This window comes from Deltaproteobacteria bacterium, from assembly GCA_005879535.1.
Classification (GTDB): Bacteria; Myxococcota; Myxococcia; order Myxococcales; family 40CM-4-68-19; genus 40CM-4-68-19.
This window is the reverse complement of record VBKI01000051.1, coordinates 28132-44666: the sequence shown is the minus strand read 5'-3', so window position 1 is coordinate 44666 and position 16535 is coordinate 28132. Positions and strand designations below refer to the sequence as shown.

General features: G+C 70.3%; 15 protein-coding genes. 8 read left to right on the top strand and 7 right to left on the bottom strand.

Going from position 1 to position 16535, the window contains the following annotated elements:
* Together E6J58_06505 and E6J58_06500 are read right to left on the bottom strand one after the other, a co-directional pair.
* On the bottom strand, positions 1-1821 hold the full coding sequence (locus E6J58_06505) for a hypothetical protein (protein TMB39860.1): 1821 nt from the start codon (positions 1819-1821) through the stop codon (positions 1-3).
* 182 nt (positions 1822-2003) lie between these two features.
* Complete coding sequence (locus E6J58_06500) at positions 2004-2333, bottom strand: hypothetical protein (GenBank protein ID TMB39859.1); 330 nt, start codon at positions 2331-2333, stop codon at positions 2004-2006.
* Between the two features lie 93 nt (positions 2334-2426).
* Between E6J58_06500 and E6J58_06495 the strand changes: the two genes are divergently transcribed.
* Positions 2427-3947 (top strand): hypothetical protein, encoded by a 1521-nt coding sequence (locus E6J58_06495; GenBank protein ID TMB39858.1) that lies wholly within the window; start codon positions 2427-2429, stop codon positions 3945-3947.
* On the opposite strand, the gene E6J58_06490 is transcribed toward E6J58_06495, so the two are convergent.
* Genes E6J58_06490 through E6J58_06480 form a run of 3 tightly spaced genes read right to left on the bottom strand, consistent with a single transcriptional unit; the run spans position 3934 to position 7818 of the window.
* Positions 3934-5841, bottom strand: a complete 1908-nt coding sequence (locus E6J58_06490) for a Zn-dependent oligopeptidase (protein ID TMB39857.1) — start codon at positions 5839-5841, stop codon at positions 3934-3936. The genes E6J58_06495 and E6J58_06490 overlap by 14 nt on opposite strands.
* 37 nt (positions 5842-5878) lie before the next feature.
* Positions 5879-6826, bottom strand: coding sequence for a hypothetical protein (locus E6J58_06485; protein ID TMB39856.1), 948 nt, complete (start codon positions 6824-6826; stop codon positions 5879-5881).
* Complete coding sequence (locus tag E6J58_06480; protein TMB39855.1) at positions 6823-7818, bottom strand: fatty acid-binding protein; 996 nt, start codon at positions 7816-7818, stop codon at positions 6823-6825. The genes E6J58_06485 and E6J58_06480 overlap by 4 nt, the downstream gene beginning before the upstream one ends.
* 17 nt (positions 7819-7835) lie before the next feature.
* Between E6J58_06480 and E6J58_06475 the strand changes: the two genes are divergently transcribed.
* From E6J58_06475 to E6J58_06445, 7 genes are all read left to right on the top strand, one after another.
* Entirely contained in the window at positions 7836-9119 is a 1284-nt protein-coding gene (locus tag E6J58_06475) for a HAMP domain-containing histidine kinase (GenBank protein TMB39854.1), read from the top strand.
* Between the two features lie 19 nt (positions 9120-9138).
* Complete coding sequence (locus E6J58_06470) at positions 9139-9651, top strand: response regulator (protein ID TMB39853.1); 513 nt, start codon at positions 9139-9141, stop codon at positions 9649-9651.
* A 99-nt stretch (positions 9652-9750) separates the two neighbouring features.
* Positions 9751-11340, top strand: a complete 1590-nt coding sequence (locus E6J58_06465; GenBank protein TMB39852.1) for an ATP-binding cassette domain-containing protein — start codon at positions 9751-9753, stop codon at positions 11338-11340.
* Between the two features lie 64 nt (positions 11341-11404).
* On the top strand, positions 11405-11728 hold the full coding sequence (locus E6J58_06460; protein TMB39851.1) for a hypothetical protein: 324 nt from the start codon (positions 11405-11407) through the stop codon (positions 11726-11728).
* Positions 11725-12087 (top strand): hypothetical protein, encoded by a 363-nt coding sequence (locus tag E6J58_06455; GenBank protein TMB39850.1) that lies wholly within the window; start codon positions 11725-11727, stop codon positions 12085-12087. Before E6J58_06460 ends, E6J58_06455 begins: the two co-directional genes overlap by 4 nt.
* An 81-nt stretch (positions 12088-12168) precedes the next feature.
* Positions 12169-13068 carry a prephenate dehydrogenase gene (locus tag E6J58_06450; GenBank protein ID TMB39849.1) on the top strand — a complete coding sequence of 300 codons (900 nt, stop codon included), beginning with the start codon at positions 12169-12171 and terminating at the stop codon, positions 13066-13068.
* Between the two features lie 114 nt (positions 13069-13182).
* Positions 13183-14433 carry a glycosyltransferase gene (locus E6J58_06445; protein ID TMB39848.1) on the top strand — a complete coding sequence of 417 codons (1251 nt, stop codon included), beginning with the start codon at positions 13183-13185 and terminating at the stop codon, positions 14431-14433.
* Here the strand turns inward: E6J58_06445 and E6J58_06440 are convergent.
* Both E6J58_06440 and E6J58_06435 read right to left on the bottom strand, forming a co-directional pair.
* Positions 14355-15443, bottom strand: a complete 1089-nt coding sequence (locus E6J58_06440; protein ID TMB39847.1) for a glycosyltransferase family 4 protein — start codon at positions 15441-15443, stop codon at positions 14355-14357. The two genes, E6J58_06445 and E6J58_06440, sit on opposite strands and share 79 nt — an antisense overlap.
* Positions 15440-16528 carry a glycosyltransferase family 4 protein gene (locus tag E6J58_06435; GenBank protein ID TMB39846.1) on the bottom strand — a complete coding sequence of 363 codons (1089 nt, stop codon included), beginning with the start codon at positions 16526-16528 and terminating at the stop codon, positions 15440-15442. The genes E6J58_06440 and E6J58_06435 overlap by 4 nt, the downstream gene beginning before the upstream one ends.
* Positions 16529-16535 lie beyond the last annotated feature (7 nt).

The window sequence follows — 16535 nt, the reverse complement described above, 5'->3', positions numbered from 1 at the left end:
TTACTGCGGGCAGAGCAGCAGCGCGCGCATCGGCCCGTTCGTGGTCGTGACGACGATGTTTCCCGCCTCGTCGATCCCGCTCGCCGAACCGAGCGTGTACGGCGTCTCGTCGACCACGGAGTTCAGGTCCACCATGCGGCCGCCGCCGTAGAGGACAGCATGGGAGATGACCATGCCGTCCGTGGCGTGGCCGACGGCGAGGCCGTCCCCGTTCACCGCCGCAAGCTGGGTGTACGGCATTCCGGGCAGCGTGCCGGCATCGATCATCTTGCCGTCGCTGTAGACGAACCCGTGAAAGGTGCCGTTCGGCAGATACGAATATCCGACGATCAACCCCGAGTCATTGATTGCCAGAGCGATCGTGGTGCCTCCGAACGACCCGAGATCGTCGATGAGGCCCGGGCCGCGGAAGCGGGCAGCGCGCACGCCAGCAGCGGCGGTACAGGTGGAGCCGACGATGACTCCGGCTGAGTTGATGCCGTTCGCGTAGGAGCAGCCGCCGTCCACCAGCGAGCCCAGGTCGACGATCCCCTGTGCAGTCCAGGCGACCGCGCGCTGCACGCCGTCTGCGCGCATCGACCATCCGGCGACGATTCCGTCGCCGTTGACGCCGAGGGCATTGCTGCTCGGGCCGCCGAGAGTTCCCAGGTCGGTGACGAGGCCTGCTTTCCAGCGGAACGCGTGCCAGCCGCTTTCAGCGTTGATCGAACCGACCACGACGCCATATTCGTTCACGCCGCCGACCCACGGCGTGAAAATACCCGAGTCGTGGATCGCGCCGTCCCAGACGAACATCTGCTGCGCGCTGCCGCCCCAGGTGCCCGCGACCAGGGTGCCCGTGCGGCTGATTCCGGTCGGCGCGGTCCACCACCCGCCGCCCGGAACGCTCAGGTCCCGCGCGGCGTAACGGCGTGGGTCGAACTTCGCGACCACGGCGGCGTCCGCGGCGACCCTGAGAGTGCACGCCGCCCCGGAACAGGTGCCGTCGAATCCCGCGAACTTCGAGAGCGCGTCGGCCGCTGCGGACAGGGTGACGGCCGTGTCCACCGGGAAGATCGTCCCGCAGGTGCCCGGGCAATCGATGCCGGCCGGGCTCGAGGTGACGCGGCCCACTCCGTTGCCTGCGGTCACGACCGTGACCTTGAACGTGGGAATCAGCGCGAACGCTGCCGAGACCGACGCCGGGGCGGTCAGGCGCAGCGAGCATGACGGACCCGTGCACCCACCGGAGAAACCCGCGAACGTCGAACCCACTGTTGCCGAGGCGGTCAAGGTGACCGCGGTCCCGGGCGCGAAGATGGCGGAGCACACGCCGGGGCAGTCGATGGCAGCAGGGGTCGAGACGACCGAACCTCCGCCGGTCACCTGCAGCGCGAGCTCGACAGGATTGAGGATGAAGGTCGCAACCGCGGCCGCGTCCGCGGCGAGCGTGATGGTGCAAGCGGGGCCGGCGCAGGCGCCGCCGAAGCCGGTAAAGCCCCAGCCGGCGGCGGCGGACGGATAGAGGGTCACGGAGGTCCCCTCGGGAAAGTTCGCCGCGCAGCTCTGCGGGCAATCGATGCCGGGCGGATCGCTGCGGACCTCGCCCGCTCCGTTCAGCGAGACTTGCAGCCGGCGCGGCGTGGCAGGCATGAAGGTGGCGGCGACGGAGACGTCGAGGGCCGGCTTGAGGTCGCAGGTTCCCGTTCCGTGGCAGCCTCCCGTCCATCCTGCGAAGACAGCCTGGCTGCCGGGAATAGGCTCGAGGTGCACGGGCACTTCGCGGTCGACGGAAAACCAGCACGTCGCCCGGCAATCGCCGTTCAGATTCGATGTCCGCACCGCTCCAGGCCCGCTGACAGCGATCGTGACCGTCGCCTGCCCCGCGGGGTAGCGCCCACACGCCATCGCACCGGCGGCGATGGCTAACAAATACCTGTGCATACGGCTCCCCCCGCGAGGGAGCTTGCGCACGGACTACGGCAGGGGCGAGAGAAGGGCGCCTGCCTGGTTGTCTGCCCGGGCTACGGGTAGAACGTCGCTCCGATCGCCACGTCGTCGCCGGCGACGACGTCGCATCCACCGTTGCCGACGCAGGCGCCAGACCAGCCGGCGAAGCCCGCCTGCAAATCCCCCGACACCTCGAGGTGGACGGAGGTTCCGGGTGCTGCCGTGAACGAGCAGTTCCCATGGCAGCTGGAATGAAGCGCGGGAACGAAGACCGCACCCGGTCCAGCGATCGTGAGGGAAATTCTCGCCTCCGTCGCAGCTTGAGGAGCGCTCCCGTTGTCCAAGGCCGGAGAGCCGGCGCACGCCGCGCCGAGCACGAATGTCCAAAGAACGAAGCGTTGCATTTCAAACCCTCCGCTGGAACCTTGCGCACGCGCAACCGGGGAGACGAGAGAAGACCGCCTGCCTGTCCGTCGGGCGTGGAGTAGCATGGGCGCGTGCGCTTGCGCCGCGGTGAAGGACGCCTGCTCGTCCTGTTGGTCCTGGCGTACGGATGGCTGTTCGTCTTCTTCGAGCGCGTCAACAATCCCAACGAGCTCGTCCGCGTCTACGCGGCGCGCGCGCTGAGCGAGCAGCACACCTGGGCCATCGGCCGACGGGAGCTGGCCCCGGGCTACTTCGTCGACGTCGGACTGGAAGCCGAGTGGGGATACGTCAACGACAAGGCGCTTTCCTGCGATCGGCCCGACGAGCGGCCCCCGCGTTGTACGGGCCGCCTCTTCGCCGCGAAAGCGCCCGGGGCCTCGTTGATCGGCGCGCCGGTGCTGGCGGTTCTGCGGCTCTTCGGACCGTTGACGAAGACGGCGGCGGTCTTCGCCCTCCGCTGGATCTGCGTGATCGTGCCGTCGATCGCCTTCTGGATCCTCCTGCGCCGGTGGATGCTCGACTCCGGCGTCCCGGAACCGGCCGCGCTGCTGAGCACGCTCGCGGGCTCCCTCGGATCGCTTTCCCTGACGTACGGGCAGATGTTCGCCGGACACCAGATGGCGGCCCTCGCCCTTGGAGCCGCGTTCCTCTCGGCGTTCTGGCGCGCCTTCCGCCCCTTCTGGCTGGGATTCTTCTGTGCGCTGGCCGTTGCGCTCGAGTATCCGTCCGCGCCGGCGGCCGTCATCCTCGCCTCCGCCGCGCTCTTGCGGCACCGGCGCGGTGCGCTCTGGATCGCGCTGGGAGCGTTTCCATGGGTCGCGGTGCTCGCTCAGTTCCACTGGAGCGCATTTGGCGCGCCTTGGTCGACTCCCTATGCGCACCTGGAGAACGCCGCCTTCGTCCGCGACATCGCGCCGGGGTTGATGGGGATCTCCGCCCCGTCGTGGGAACGCCTGTATGGCTCGCTGTTCTCGGCCCGGCTGGGCTTGTTCTTCTGGGCGCCGTGGACGGCGCTCGCCCTGCTCGCCCCGCGCTGGCTGCGGCGGTTCGATCTCGTTCCGGTGGCCGTGATCGCCTACTATCTTCTGTTCCAGGTGACGCACGCGCTCTGGCGGAGCGGGTGGACCGTCGGCCCGCGCTACATCACCCCATTGGCGCCGTTCGCGGCGATGGCCCTCGCCCTCGCCGTTCGCGAGTCGCCGCGGCTTCTCCCCGTCTTGCGCGGGCTCGGCGCATCCGGCGTGGTGGCGACCGGCCTCGCGTCCGCCGTCTGTCAGGGTTTTCCGCTGGAGGTCGTCAATCCGTTGCGCGAGGTCGTCGGGCCCCTGCTCGCGCACGGTTACGTGCCGCGCAATCCACTGCAGCTTCTGGGCGTGCCCGGACTCTGGAGCGCGCTGCCCTACTTCGCTGCCATCGCTGTCGCCACCGCGCTCCTGGTCGGCCGCAGTGGAGTGGCCCTCGCCATCGCGGCGCTGGTCGTCACCGCGCAGTGGGCGGCGCCCCCGGGCGACGACCGCGGCGCCGTCCGCTTTCTCGCGGAGCAGTGGGAGCCGGATCCGCCGCCCGGCGCGCGCCGGTTCACGCCGCGTTGAGCCACTCGGCGAACGCGTCGAAGGAAGTCTCGCGCCCGAGGAAGTCCTCGACCAGCCGCGCCGCCGGGCGACCGCCGCCGGGCTCGAGGACGGCGCGCCGGTAGCGCGCCGCCGCCGCGGGGTTGAGCAGGCCCTCCCGGCGAAAGACGCCGAACAGGTCCTTCGCAATCACCAGCGACCACATGTACGTGTAGTAGATCGCCGAGTAGCCCTCGAGATGGCCGAAGCTCTCGTGGAAGTACGTTCCGGGAACGTGGCGGAACGGCGTATAGCGCTCCTGCTGCTCCGCGGAGAGCGCCGTCGTATCCAGCCCCTTGGGATCGCGGTCGTGAAGACGGAGCGAAGTGGCAGCGTAGAACATCTGCTGCCGGACGCGCAGCCCCTTGCCAAACTCGTCGGCCCCGCGCATGCGATCGACCAGCGCCGCCGGGATCGACTCGCCGGTCTCGACGTGGCGCGCGAAACGCCGCAGGACCGAGGCGTCCCAGCACCATTCCTCCAGCATCTGCGAAGGCGCCTCCACGAAGTCCCATTCGGTCCGCACGCCGGAGATCCCCCTCCAGCGGGTGTGGCCGCCGAGCAGATGGTGCAACAGGTGTCCGAACTCGTGGAAGAACGTCACCACTTCGCCATGGTCGAGCAGCGCGGCCTCGCGCGAGGGGCGGGGGAAATTGCAGACCAGCGCAGCCTCGGGAAGCGTCCCATCGCGCACGCCCGAGGCCAGCGTGAACTGCGCCGCGTGCTTGTACTTCCCCTCGCGCGGGAACAGGTCGAGGAAAAAGCGACCGATCGCGGTCCCGCGCTCCACCACTTCCCAGGCGGTGACGTCGTCGTGCCAGACGGCAGCATCCGGCAAGCGCCGGTACTCGACGCCGAACATGCGTGCGGTGGCGTCGAGGACGCCGTCCATCACGCGGCGGACCTCGAAAAAGGGACGCACGGACTGCGAGTCGAACCCGAGCTGCTCGGCGCGCACGCGCTCCTTGAGCGCTTCGGAATCCCAGGCGTCGATGCCTTCGGCGGCCGGATCGTCGCGCCGCTTCCGCGCCAGGAGCGTTTCGTAATCCTTCCGGGCCCTGGCCTCCGCCGCCGAGGCGATCCGCTCGATGAAGTCGTTCGCCGCCGCGGCGCTGCCGATCATCTTGTCCTCCGTCACGTACGCCGCCCAGCTCTCGTAGCGGAGCAGCCTCGCCATCTCGTGGCGGCGGGCGAGCATCCGGTCGAGCACCTCCAGGTTTCGCGGATGCGCGCGTTGGCGGTAGACCTTCCAGAGTTGCTCGCGCGCGGAGCTGCTGCGCGAATACGTCATGAACGGGATGTAATCGGGAGAATCGGTCGTGATGGTGCCCGACGCATGGGCGCGCACGTAGTCCGGCGGAAGACCCTCGAGCCCGTCAGGACCGACCTGGATGCTCCGCACGTCGTCGCGGATGTTGCGCTGGAATTCCTGGCCGATGCGGACCAACTCCTCGTTCAGAGCACGCACCCGCGCTCGCGTGGGCTCGTCCTTGTCGACGCCCGCCCGGCGGAAATCGCGAAGCACGCGGAACAGGTACCAGCGCGTCGTCTCGTCCTCCCCCGAGGCGTCGATGCGGGAGAGCGGCCCGTACACCTCCGGGTCGAGCGCCAGGGCGGTGGCGAGCGCCTCCGCTTCCTGCTCGCAGCGTTCGCCGGCATCGCGCATGGCAGGATCGGGATGCACCGAGCGGAGCAGCGAGGCGCGTGCGCTCGCGTCGGAGATCGCGCCGGTCGCCTCGTCCCAGGCGCGCAAGGTCTGCAGCGAAGGGTCGAGGGCCTTCAGACGGGAGACCGCGGCGCGGGCGCGCTGCAGGTCGTCGCTGGACCCACGCAGGAAAGCATCCGGCGATCCGGAAAGCAGGGCGGCGGCGGTCATGCGGCTCTTTAAGCCGCGCCCGGCGCCGCCGCAAGAGTTACGAGCGCGGTCCTCGATGCCCGACGCGCGTGCGCAGCTCGGCGGCGAGCGCCTCTTCCGGCGACGGACCGTCGTTCAGCATCCGCGGCGCGTGGGCGAGGACCAGCTCCTCGAGCGCGATCTCCTCGGCGAGGCGCTCCAGGTCGTCCGGCGCAGCGTTCCCGGCGAGCTGCGCTCGCGCCCTCTCGAGCTCGCGCGCCGCCGGGCGCAGTCCGAGCTCGCGCGCCCAGCCAGCGAGGAGGGCGCGTCGGAGTCCGGCGCGGGCCATCTCGCCTGCGCCATCTGCCTGCGCCGTTGCCAGCAACCTGCGCCGGCGTACCAGCGAGGACGGCGCTGGCTCGCGGGGCCGGACGGGACGAGGGCGCGCGGCGCGGGTAGCTCGAAGAACCTGGCGCGCGTCCTCCGCCTTGAGGTCGATCAGCCTGAACCGGCCGCGAAAACGGGCCGGCACCAGATCGAGCACCGCGCCTTCCGTCCGCTCCTGGTAGAAAAGGCGCGACGACGCCTCGATCATCCGTTTCGCCGCGCGTGGCGGAAGGCAGCGCTGTGCGGACCAGCGGACGTTGACGAGTGGAACGGTCAGCGCGCGGTACCCGTGCTCCGCGTCCGCATGCAGTAGCGCGACCTCCGCGTCGTCGATCACGGTCCCGTCGCGGTACCAGCGGAAGATCCGCCCCACCCCCGTCATACCCAGGGTGCGGAGCTCCGCGGCCCGCAGCGCCCCCATGCTCGCGCCGCCCACCACGGGAACGCCGGCATCGAGCGCGTCGAGAATCTCGCGGTGCCAGACGCTGGGCTGGGCTTCGAACACGCCGTCGATCAGCGCGATCGCGCGCGGGCGGAGGCCGAGCGCGCGCCAGACGTCGCCCTGCCGCGCCGGCGGGAGCAGATGAAATCCTTTCGCTTCGCGCGCGGGAAGCGAGGGCCCGAGGAAGGCGACGATCACAGCAGCCCCGACAGCTGCAGACCGGGCGCAAACACCTTGATCACGTGAAGCGGCTCCCGCGCGAGCTCGACCACCGCGACGCGCCGGCCGCGCAGACCCTCGCGTGCGTCGCGCGCCGACGGCATCGAACGGAGCGAGCGCCGCGGCCGGGCACGCTCACACGCCCGGCGCAGCGCCCGCATCGAAGGGCGATCCGCTGGCGTGACGTCTTCGCGAGCGCCATGCACATCGGTGAGGCGCGACTGCGCAGCCTCCAGCATCGCGCCGCGCACGGCATCCAGCGGCCGCAGAGCGCAGGCGTACCCTGCCGTCACCGGGAGGGGCCCTTCGTCGAGATCGACGAGGATGGCGCCCGCCACCGGAAGGACGCTCGAGAGATCGAAGACGTGCGCCTCGAGCTTCGCATCGCGAAGCCGCTGCCAGAGCGGCATGCCTCGGACGTCGAGCTTCCGGCGCGCGACGGCCTGCGCCGTCCAGCCGCGCGGCAGCGCGCGCGCGAGCTGGTCGCGCTCGATCGACTCCAGCAGCGCGTGGCGCAGCGCCGCAGACCGCACCGGATGGGCGCCCATGCCGTTCGTGCTCCAGCGGATCGCCGCCGGGCCCAGCGGCGGAGCCCCGCGCGGCGGACAATAGACGGCCTGCGCCGGGACGAGGACCCGGCGTCCGGTGAAGAGATCGCGCGCGGATCGCCAGGCGATGCGCGTCGCGGCGGACCAGAGCCGCGGCGCGACGAAGTCCTCCGGCTCCCATGCGTCCGGCAGATCGCGCGCGGCTGCGTAGATCAGGTCGCGCGGACGTTCCGCCGCCCAAAGCTCCGCCGCTTCGGACAGCGCGGAAGCCCGCGCCTCTTCCCACGTCTCACCCTTGCCGTTGCAAACCTGCAGGACGTGGCCGAGCGGACGCACCGCGCACGCGACCTCGACGCCGGAGCGGTCGAGGCCCGTCACGCGCGCGACGCGCGTCACGCCGAGGGCGCTCTGCAGTGCATCCACCGGCGCAGCAACGTAGCATGTGCGACATGGCGGTCCGGCAGATGGCCCCCCTGACCAGCGTCGAATCCGCCGCGCGGATCAACCTGCGCTGGATCGTGCGCTTGCGCTGGGGAGCGGTGGCGGGCCAGGTGATGGCGATCCTGATCGCGCGCCGGCTGGTGAGCATGGCGCTGCCGATCGCGGCCCTCCTGGCGGTCTGCGGCGCGCTGGCCCTCGCCAATCTGGGCGTGCAGATCTGGCTCGATCGCGGCGGCAGACCGACCGACCGCGCCTGCGCCTTGAACCTGCTCGCCGACATCGCCGCGCTGACCGCGCTTCTGGCCCTTTCGGGCGGCAGGGAAAATCCTTTTTCCGTGCTCTATCTGGTCCACATCACCATCGCCGCCGTGATCCTGCCGGCGCGCTGGAGCATCGGCCTCGCCCTCGCCAGCGTGATCGCCTTCAGCGCCTTGCAGATCATTCCCTCTCACGAGATCGCCCTCGAGGCCGAAGCGCCGCTCCTGCACCTGCGCGGCCGCTGGATCGCCTTCGTAGTTGCCGCGGCGTTCATCTCCACGTTCTCTCTGCGGATGAGCGAATCGCTGCGCAGGCGCGGAGAGGAGCTCGACCGGGCGCGCTCGGATGCGGAGGCCGCCGAACGACTGGCGGCGCTGGGGACGCTGGCCGCCGGCACCGCGCACGAGCTGAACACGCCGCTCGGCACGATCCAGATCCTCGCCGGCGAGTTGGCGGCGCAGCTCGAAGGAGACCGGCACAGCGAGGCGGAAGAGGTCCGCCGGCAGGTGAAGCGGTGCAAGGAGATCATCAGCAACATGTTGGCGCCGCGCGGTGGTGTCGACCTGGAGGAGCCGAAGGAGTTCGAAGTGGCGCCGGTCCTGCAGGCGGCGGTGCGCCGGTGGCAGGAGGGCCGGCCGGGACCGCGCCCGGAGCTGTCCGTGGATCCGGCGGCGGTCCGCGCGCGCGCGCGGCTTCCCGTGCGCGCCTTCGAGCAGGCGATCGCGAATCTACTCGACAACGCCGCCGAGGCGACCGAAGGCCGGGCCGCGCGCGAGGTGCGCGTCTCGCTGCAGCGGGTCCGCGAGGAGCTGCAGCTCACCGTCGTGGACAACGGCGTGGGTGTTCCCGAGCCGCTCCTGCGACGCATCGGTGAGCCGTTCTTCACCACCAAGGAGCCGGGGCGCGGCACGGGGCTCGGGCTTTATCTCGCACGCCACGTGGTGGAGCGGCAGGGCGGAGAGATGCGCGTCGACTCCGCGGAGGGTCGCGGCACGAGCGTGACCCTGACCATGCCCGAGGTCTGACCCATGCTACAACGCCCGCATGCGCATCCTCATCGTCGACGACGACGAGCCTTTTCGCCTTGCGTTGCGCAACGCGTTCGCGCGCCGCGGGTATGAGGTGCTGCTGGCCGGGTCGCCGGCGGAGGCGGACGCGACCGTCCGCGATCATCCGCCGCAGTACGCGGTCGTGGACCTGAGGATGCCGGGAGGATCGGGGCTCGACGTCGTACGCGCGCTCCGGGGCCTGGCGAAGCCGCCGCAGGTAGTGGTCCTCACCGGCTATGGAACCATCGGGACCGCCGTGGAGGCGATCCGCCTCGGCGCCATCAACTACCTGAACAAGCCGGCCGACGCCGACGAGATCGAGGCAGCGCTCCAGGGAAAGAGTCCACCGCCGCCCGGCGACGTGCCTTCCCTCGATCGCCAGGAATGGGAGTACCTCAACCGGATCCTCGCCGACTGCAACGGCAACATCTCCGAGGCCGCGCGCCGGCTGAAGATGCACCGACGGACGTTGCAGCGAAAGCTGCAGAAGCATCCGCCCAAGGCGTGAATCCCACGTAGCCGCTGCCGCACCGGAGGTGCGGCTTTGCGGCTATGGTTTCTAGATCTGTACCCATACCCGGTTTTGCGTGTTATCCCCCGCGCCTCGATGATTCAGGTCCAGGACGTCACCAAGGCATTTGCAGGCAGGAAGCTGTTCGAGAACGTCGGCACGGCGTTCCCGCCGGGCCGGCGCTACGGGCTCACGGGGCCGAATGGCGCGGGCAAGACCACGTTCATGAAGATCCTCGCCGGCGATCTCGAGCCCGACACCGGTACGGTGTCGAGGCCGAGGCGCTTCTCCGTGCTCAAGCAGGACCAATACGCATTCGAGGACAAGAAAGTCCTCGACGTCGTGCTCATGGGCAACGCAACGCTCTGGGAAGCCATGCAGGAGAAGGAGCGCCTGCTCGCGCAGGCCCATCTCAGCGACGAGGACGGCGCGCGCCTCGGCGAGCTCGAAGGCGTCATCGCCGAAGAGGACGGGTACTCGGCGGAAGCGCAGGCGGCCACGTTGCTGGAAGGTCTCGGAGTGTACGAGGAGGATCAGGGCCGCCGGATGAAGGAGGTCACCGGCGGCAACAAGGTGCGCGTGCTGCTCGCGCAGGCGCTGTTCGGGAAACCGACGGCGTTGCTCCTCGACGAGCCCACCAACTCGCTCGACCTCGACTCCATCCACTGGCTGGAGGACTTCCTCCTCCAGTACGAGGGTACGCTGGTGGTGATCTCGCACGACCGGCACTTCCTCAACGCCATCTGCACCCACATCGCGGACATCGATTACGAGACGATCATCACCTACGTCGGCAACTATGACGACATGGTGCGCGCCAAGGCGCAGGTGCGCAGCCGCATCGAGGCGGAGAACGCCGACAAGATGAAGAAGCGCGCGCAGCTGCAGGAGTTCGTCGCGCGCTTTTCCGCGGGCACCCGCGCTTCCCAGGTGCAAAGCCGCATCAAGCAGCTCGAGAAGCTGTCGGTGGCGGATGTGAAGAAGTCGAACATCGCCCGCCCGTTCATCAAGTTCGAGCAGAAGCGGCCGAGCGGGAAGCAGACGCTGACCATCGATGGCCTCACCAAGGGTTTCGACCGCACCCTCTTCGAGAACTTTTCGGCGCTGGTCACCAAGGGGGAGAAGGTGGCCGTCGTCGGCCGCAACGGAGTGGGAAAGACGACGCTCCTGCGCACCCTGATCGGCGAATTGGAGCCCGGTGCCGGGAAGATCAGCTGGGGCCACGAGGCGCAGGTGGGGTACATGCCGCAGGACGTGAAGCCGATCATCCCCACCAACACCACCTGTTTCGACTACCTGCACGACATCGATCCCAGCGCGGGGAACGAGGAGATCCGCGGCCTGCTCGGGCGCATGCTCTTCCGCGGCGACGAAGGGATGAAGCCGACCAAGGCCCTGAGCGGCGGCGAGGCGGTGCGCCTGCTGTTCTGCAAGCTGATGCTGACGAAGCCCAACGTGCTGGTGCTCGACGAGCCGACGAACCACCTCGATCTCGAGGCGATCTCCGCGCTCGGAGAAGGCTTGGCGAACTATCCCGGCACGGCGGTCTTCGTCGCGCACGACCGGGATTTGATCGACACGGCGGCGACCCGCATCCTCGCCTTCCACCACGGAGGGCTGGAGGACTTTGCCGGCGACTACGAGACGTTCCTCGAAAAGCACGGCGGCTTCATCGACGCCCGGTGAGGCTGGCCGCGCGGCAGAGCAGGCCCCGTTTCGGCTAGAGTGCGCCCCGAACGGAGGGGCGCACATGAAACGAATGCTCGCTGTGATGGCCTGCGCGGTCGCGGGCTGCATTTACGCCGACGTGAAGACGCCGCTCGCCTACCGCGCGCCGACCGCGGTGGAAGCGAAAGCGGGAGGGGCCGCCGACGTGGAGGGCACCGCCTGCAACCAGGCGATCCTCGGGCTCGTGGCCTGGGGCGATGGGGGGTACGCGGCGGCGGTGGCCGACGCCAAGGCCAAATCCGGCGCCACCCAGCTGGCCGACGTCCGCGCCGACACCACGTTCTTCAACGTCCTCTTCCTGTACGACAAGGCTTGCACCCGCGTCACTGCCAAGGCAGTCCGGTGAGACCGCTCCTGTTGTCCGCGCTGATCGTGTGCGGATGCGCGGGGTCCATGCTGCGGCCGCTTCCGGTGGCGCTCATCTTCGAGGATAGCTCCGCCCCGCTGGAGTGGCGCGCCGATACCGGGTCGGCGCCGCGCGAAGTCCGCGGCGAGTCCTGCCGCAACGCCGTCGGCCTGCCTCTCTTGTTGTGGGGAGGATACGACCTGGCCGGCTGGGGCGATGCCGGCTACCGCGACGCCGTCGCCAAAGCGCAGTCGCAGGCGCCCGGCAGCACGCTGTCGGACGTGCGCGCCGACGTGCATTTCATCAACATCCTCGTCTGGCGGCAGGAATGCCTGGTCGTGACCGCGGCGGCCAGATAGGACGTGGTGACACTCCAGACGGCCGCTCCCGCACCGAAAGGTGCGGTATGCGGCCATGTCTGAAGCCTGTACACTCGAGAAATGCTCGAGCGTATCGTCATCGTCGGCCTCGGCCTCATCGGCGGCTCGCTCGCGCTCGCGCTGCGGCGTGCGCGACCCGATACCTGGATCGCCGGAGTCGACGTCGACGCGCGCACCCGGGACCTGGCGATCGACGAGCGGGCCGTGGACGCCGCGACCACGCTCGATCTCGCTCCCCTCGAAACCTGCGACGCCGTCGTCCTCTGCACGCCAGCACAGCCCTTGCTCGAGATGCTTCCCCTCGTCGCCGCCCGGATGCGTCCGGGAGCGCTGCTCACCGACGTCTGTGGAGCGAAGGAGCGGATCTGCGCGGCCGCCGCGACACAGGATCGCGTCGTCTTCATCGGCGGGCATCCGATGGCGGGGACGGAATTCCGCGGATTCGTGGCTGCGCATCCTGCGCTGTTCTTCGGATCCACGGTGGCGCTCTGCCCGCCTGTCGGCGCCAGCGACGAGACGGCGCGGCGGGACGCGATCCGGCGCGTGCGCGACCTATGGACCGCGTCGGGAGCGGAGAAGCTGCTCGACGTGGAGCCCGACGACCACGATCGGGCGGTCACCGTCGCTTCGCACCTTCCGTATCTCGCCGCCGCCGCAGTGGCGCAGGCGCTGATCGAGTCCGGCGGCGAGGCCGCGCTGGCGCGGGAGCTGGCCGCCGGCGGGTTTCGCGACACGACCCGCCTCGCAGGTGACGGGACGGTGAGCGGCGCCGCGGCGCTCAACCGGTTCGTGCCAGGCGCCGCGCGCGCGCTCGCGGATCGTCTGCGCACGCTCGCGGACGCGCTCGAGCGCAGCCCCGAGGAGGCGCTTCGGCGGCTGTCAGCCGTGGCCGACGACCGGCGGCGGATGCGCCTTCCTCCCTTGGCTACACCGCTTCCTAGCCGGCCGTTCCCGCGGTAGGACCCGCGCGGGGCGCCGGCGACGCGCGTCGCCGCGGTCCACTGACGGCCAGCCGAGCGCCCCTGAGGTGTGTTCACCGCTGAGCATGCGTACCGTTCCACGGGGAGGGACGGAGTGAACGCAACTGCCAGCTCGACCCGCCGCCGCGTTCTCGCTCTGCTGCCCGGCGTGCCTCTGCCCGCGAACACCGGCGGTGCCCTGCGCGCGCTGACGATGGTGCGCGCCCTCGACCAGGCTTTCGAGACCACCGTCCTTGCCTGGGCGCGGGCCGGTGAGGATCGACATGCGCTCGATCGCTTGCTCGAGGGGCGTGTGCACGTCGCGGACCGGATGGGTCGCTTGGATGCGGTCTTCGCAGAAGGGATGGGGTTCGTCCTCGGTTGCCCCGCGGGCTATTGCCGCTACGGATGGTTTCCATCGGTGCTCAAGCGCCTCCTCGAGGCGGAGAAGTTCGATTTCATCCATTTCGACCACCCGCACACGGCGTTGACCTGGCCGCAGATCAAGCGCCTGCAGCCGGAAGCGCGGCTGGTGCTCGACGCTCACAACGTCGAAGCGGAAATCATGGAGCGCCTCGCGGAGACCGCCCCGAAGTGGCAGCGCAAGGGCCTGCGCTGGCAGGCTGCGCGCATCCACGAGCTCGAGCGCGACCTCGCCCGCAACGTGGATCTCGTCTTCACCTGCTCCGAGAAGGACGCCGAGGCGTTTCGCGAGATGGGAGCGCAGCGGGTCCGCGTGATGCCCAACACCGTCCCCCCGCTCGCCCCTCCCCTGGTCGCGCAACGCCACGACGTCGTCTTCGTCGGATCCCTCGACTGGCGGCCCAACGCGGACGCGGCGGTCGTGCTGGCCAAGGAGATCTGGCCGCGCTGCCGCGCGCTCCTCCCCTGCGCGCGGCTGGTGATCGTCGGCCGCAACCCGCCGCTGCACGTGCAGGCGCTGGCGGCGCACGACGTCTCCATCGAAGGCAGCGTGCCTTCCGTGCGTCCTTATCTCGATCGGGCGTTTGCAACCGCGGTCCCGCTGCGGGCCGGCTCCGGCACCAGGATCAAGATCCTCGAAGCGTGGGCGGCCGGCGTCCCGGTCATCGCCAGCCGGATCGCCGCCGAAGGACTGCCCTACAGCGACGGCAAGGACTTGATCCTCGCCGAGGAGCCCGGGGAGTTCGCGCGGGCGCTGGTGCGGCTCTGGCGGGATCGGCAGCTCGCGGACGATCTCGCGCGGGAGGGCCGTCACACCGTGGAACCCTTCACCGCGGAAAAAATCGCCGAGGCGGTCGCGCGGGATTACCGCGAGCTTCTCGAGCCTGCGAGCGCGCGGCCGTACAGCGAGGCGTACGCGCGGGCCATCGCTGCGACACCGTAGCCGCGAGCGCGTTCCAGCGCGCTCTGCTCGACCTTTTCGCGCGCCGCCGGGAGTCGCAGCGCGGCGAGGGCATCCGACAGCGCGGCGGCGTCACCCGCAGGTACCAGCACGCCGGCGCCGCCAGCGAGAAGCTCGGGGAGCTCGCCGACTGCGCTGGCCACGACGCAGCGGCCTGCCGCCATCGCCTCGAGTGCGGTGAGCGGAAGCCCTTCGGTGAGGGATGGTATGGCGACGACGTCCGCGGCTGCGAACACGTCGCGCGCGTCGTCGAGATACCCGAGGAAGCGCACGTCGAGGAGGCGGGCCTCGTCGCGGAGCTCGTCCGCGAGAGGTCCGTCGCCGGCGACGAGCACCGTCGCGCGCACCTGGCGGACGGCCTCGAGCAGCACGCGGTGTCCCTTCTCCGCGGCCAGCCGGCCGATCACTGCGATGCAATAAGCTTGCTCCGCGACGTCGAATCTCGCCCGCGCGGCGGCGCGCTCCGCCTCCGAGGCGGGCACGCAGGGCGGAAGCCCATTGGGGACGAAGGCAACGGGTGCCGCGCGCACCCAACGCCGCAGCGTGCGCTCCAGCGCGCGGGAGACGGCCGCAACTCCCCGGGTGAAGTTTCCCAGGATGCGGGCGGCCATCTCGTAGGCGCGGACTGCGAGCGTGCTCCGGGTATCGCCGTGGAACGTCGCCACCACGGGTACGCGCGCAAGGACGCCGGCGACGATGGCGACGAACAGCGCCTTGAAGTCGTGCGCGTGCAGCAGTCCGACGCCCTGCTCGAGCGCCACGCGGGCCACCGCGCGCGCACAGCGCAGATCGAACCGGGAGGTGCTCTCGAATCGCACCGCCGCCAGACCGCGGCGCCGGGCTTCCTCCGCCAGGGCGATCCGCGTTCCCGGCCGTCCGATGGCCCCGACGATCGGCAGATAGGGACGCGGCATCGATGCCGAGAGCGCAAGCACGGCGCGATCGGCACCGTAGAGGGCCGTTCCTTGCCGGAGATGAAGGACGGGAATCACGACCGGGCAGCGAGCTCGCGGTAGAGTGCCTCGTACGCGTCGACCATCGGCTCGATGGAATGGCGCCGCGCCTGTTCCCGCGCATTCGCCCCGAGGCGGGCGCGGAGCACCGGATCGCCGGCGAGCCGCTGCAGCGCCGAGCCGAGACCGGCGCGATCGCCGAGCGGGACGAGCAGCGCGGTCTCCTCGTGCCGGTGGATCTCACGAACCGGCTGCAGGTCGTGCGCCAGCGTGGGAAGGCCCACGGCCATCGCTTCCAGCATGCTCAGCGATCTGCCTTCGCTCAACGAGGTCTGGGCGTAGACGTCGAGCGCTGGAAGAAGGCGCGAGGCGTTCGGGATCAACCCGGTGAAATGGACGTTGCCGTGCCCTCGCGCGGCAGCGCGCAGGGAATCTTCCATCACGCCGGCGCCGATCAAGTACAGGTGCACGTCGCCGCGGTCCGCGAACTTGTCGAGAAACGACTGCAGCAGCCGATCCGGCCCCTTGATTTCGCGCAACGTCCCGGCGTAGCCGATGGCCACGGCGTCTTCGGGTACGAACAGTTCGGCGCGCGCCGCCTCCCGCGCGGCGAAGGCGCTCGCCTCGAGCGGGACGCCGTTCGCGATCACCGGCACGCGCGCGCCGGCCGGCGCCCAGTCGAGGATGTCCTGCCGTACCTTGTCGCCGCAGGCGACCAGAGCGTCGGTCGCGTGCGCCGCCAGCACCGCAGCGTGCCGCTTCTTTCCCTGTGGCGTGCGCTGTTCGTGGAAGGTCGCCATGACGCGGGTCCTCGGACGCAAGGCGCGGACCGCGACGGCGTTGAGCCAGGGGCCGAGATCGTGCGCGTGCAGCACCGTCGCGCCGTGCTTCTCGAGCGCGCGGCGAATCCCGAGCAGCGCCGAGACGCTCATGCCGTCGACGGGGAGCACCTCGACGTCGATGCCCTGCTCCTGCGCGAGCGGCCGGACCGGTCCGTCCTCTCCGAGCGCGACGATGCAGGAGTCGATGCCACGGGCGCGGCTGCGCGCCGCGAGGTGCACCACGAGCTGCTCCAGGCCGCCCAGCCACAGCCCGTAGATCAGGTGGGCGACGCGGACGCTCATGCCCCAA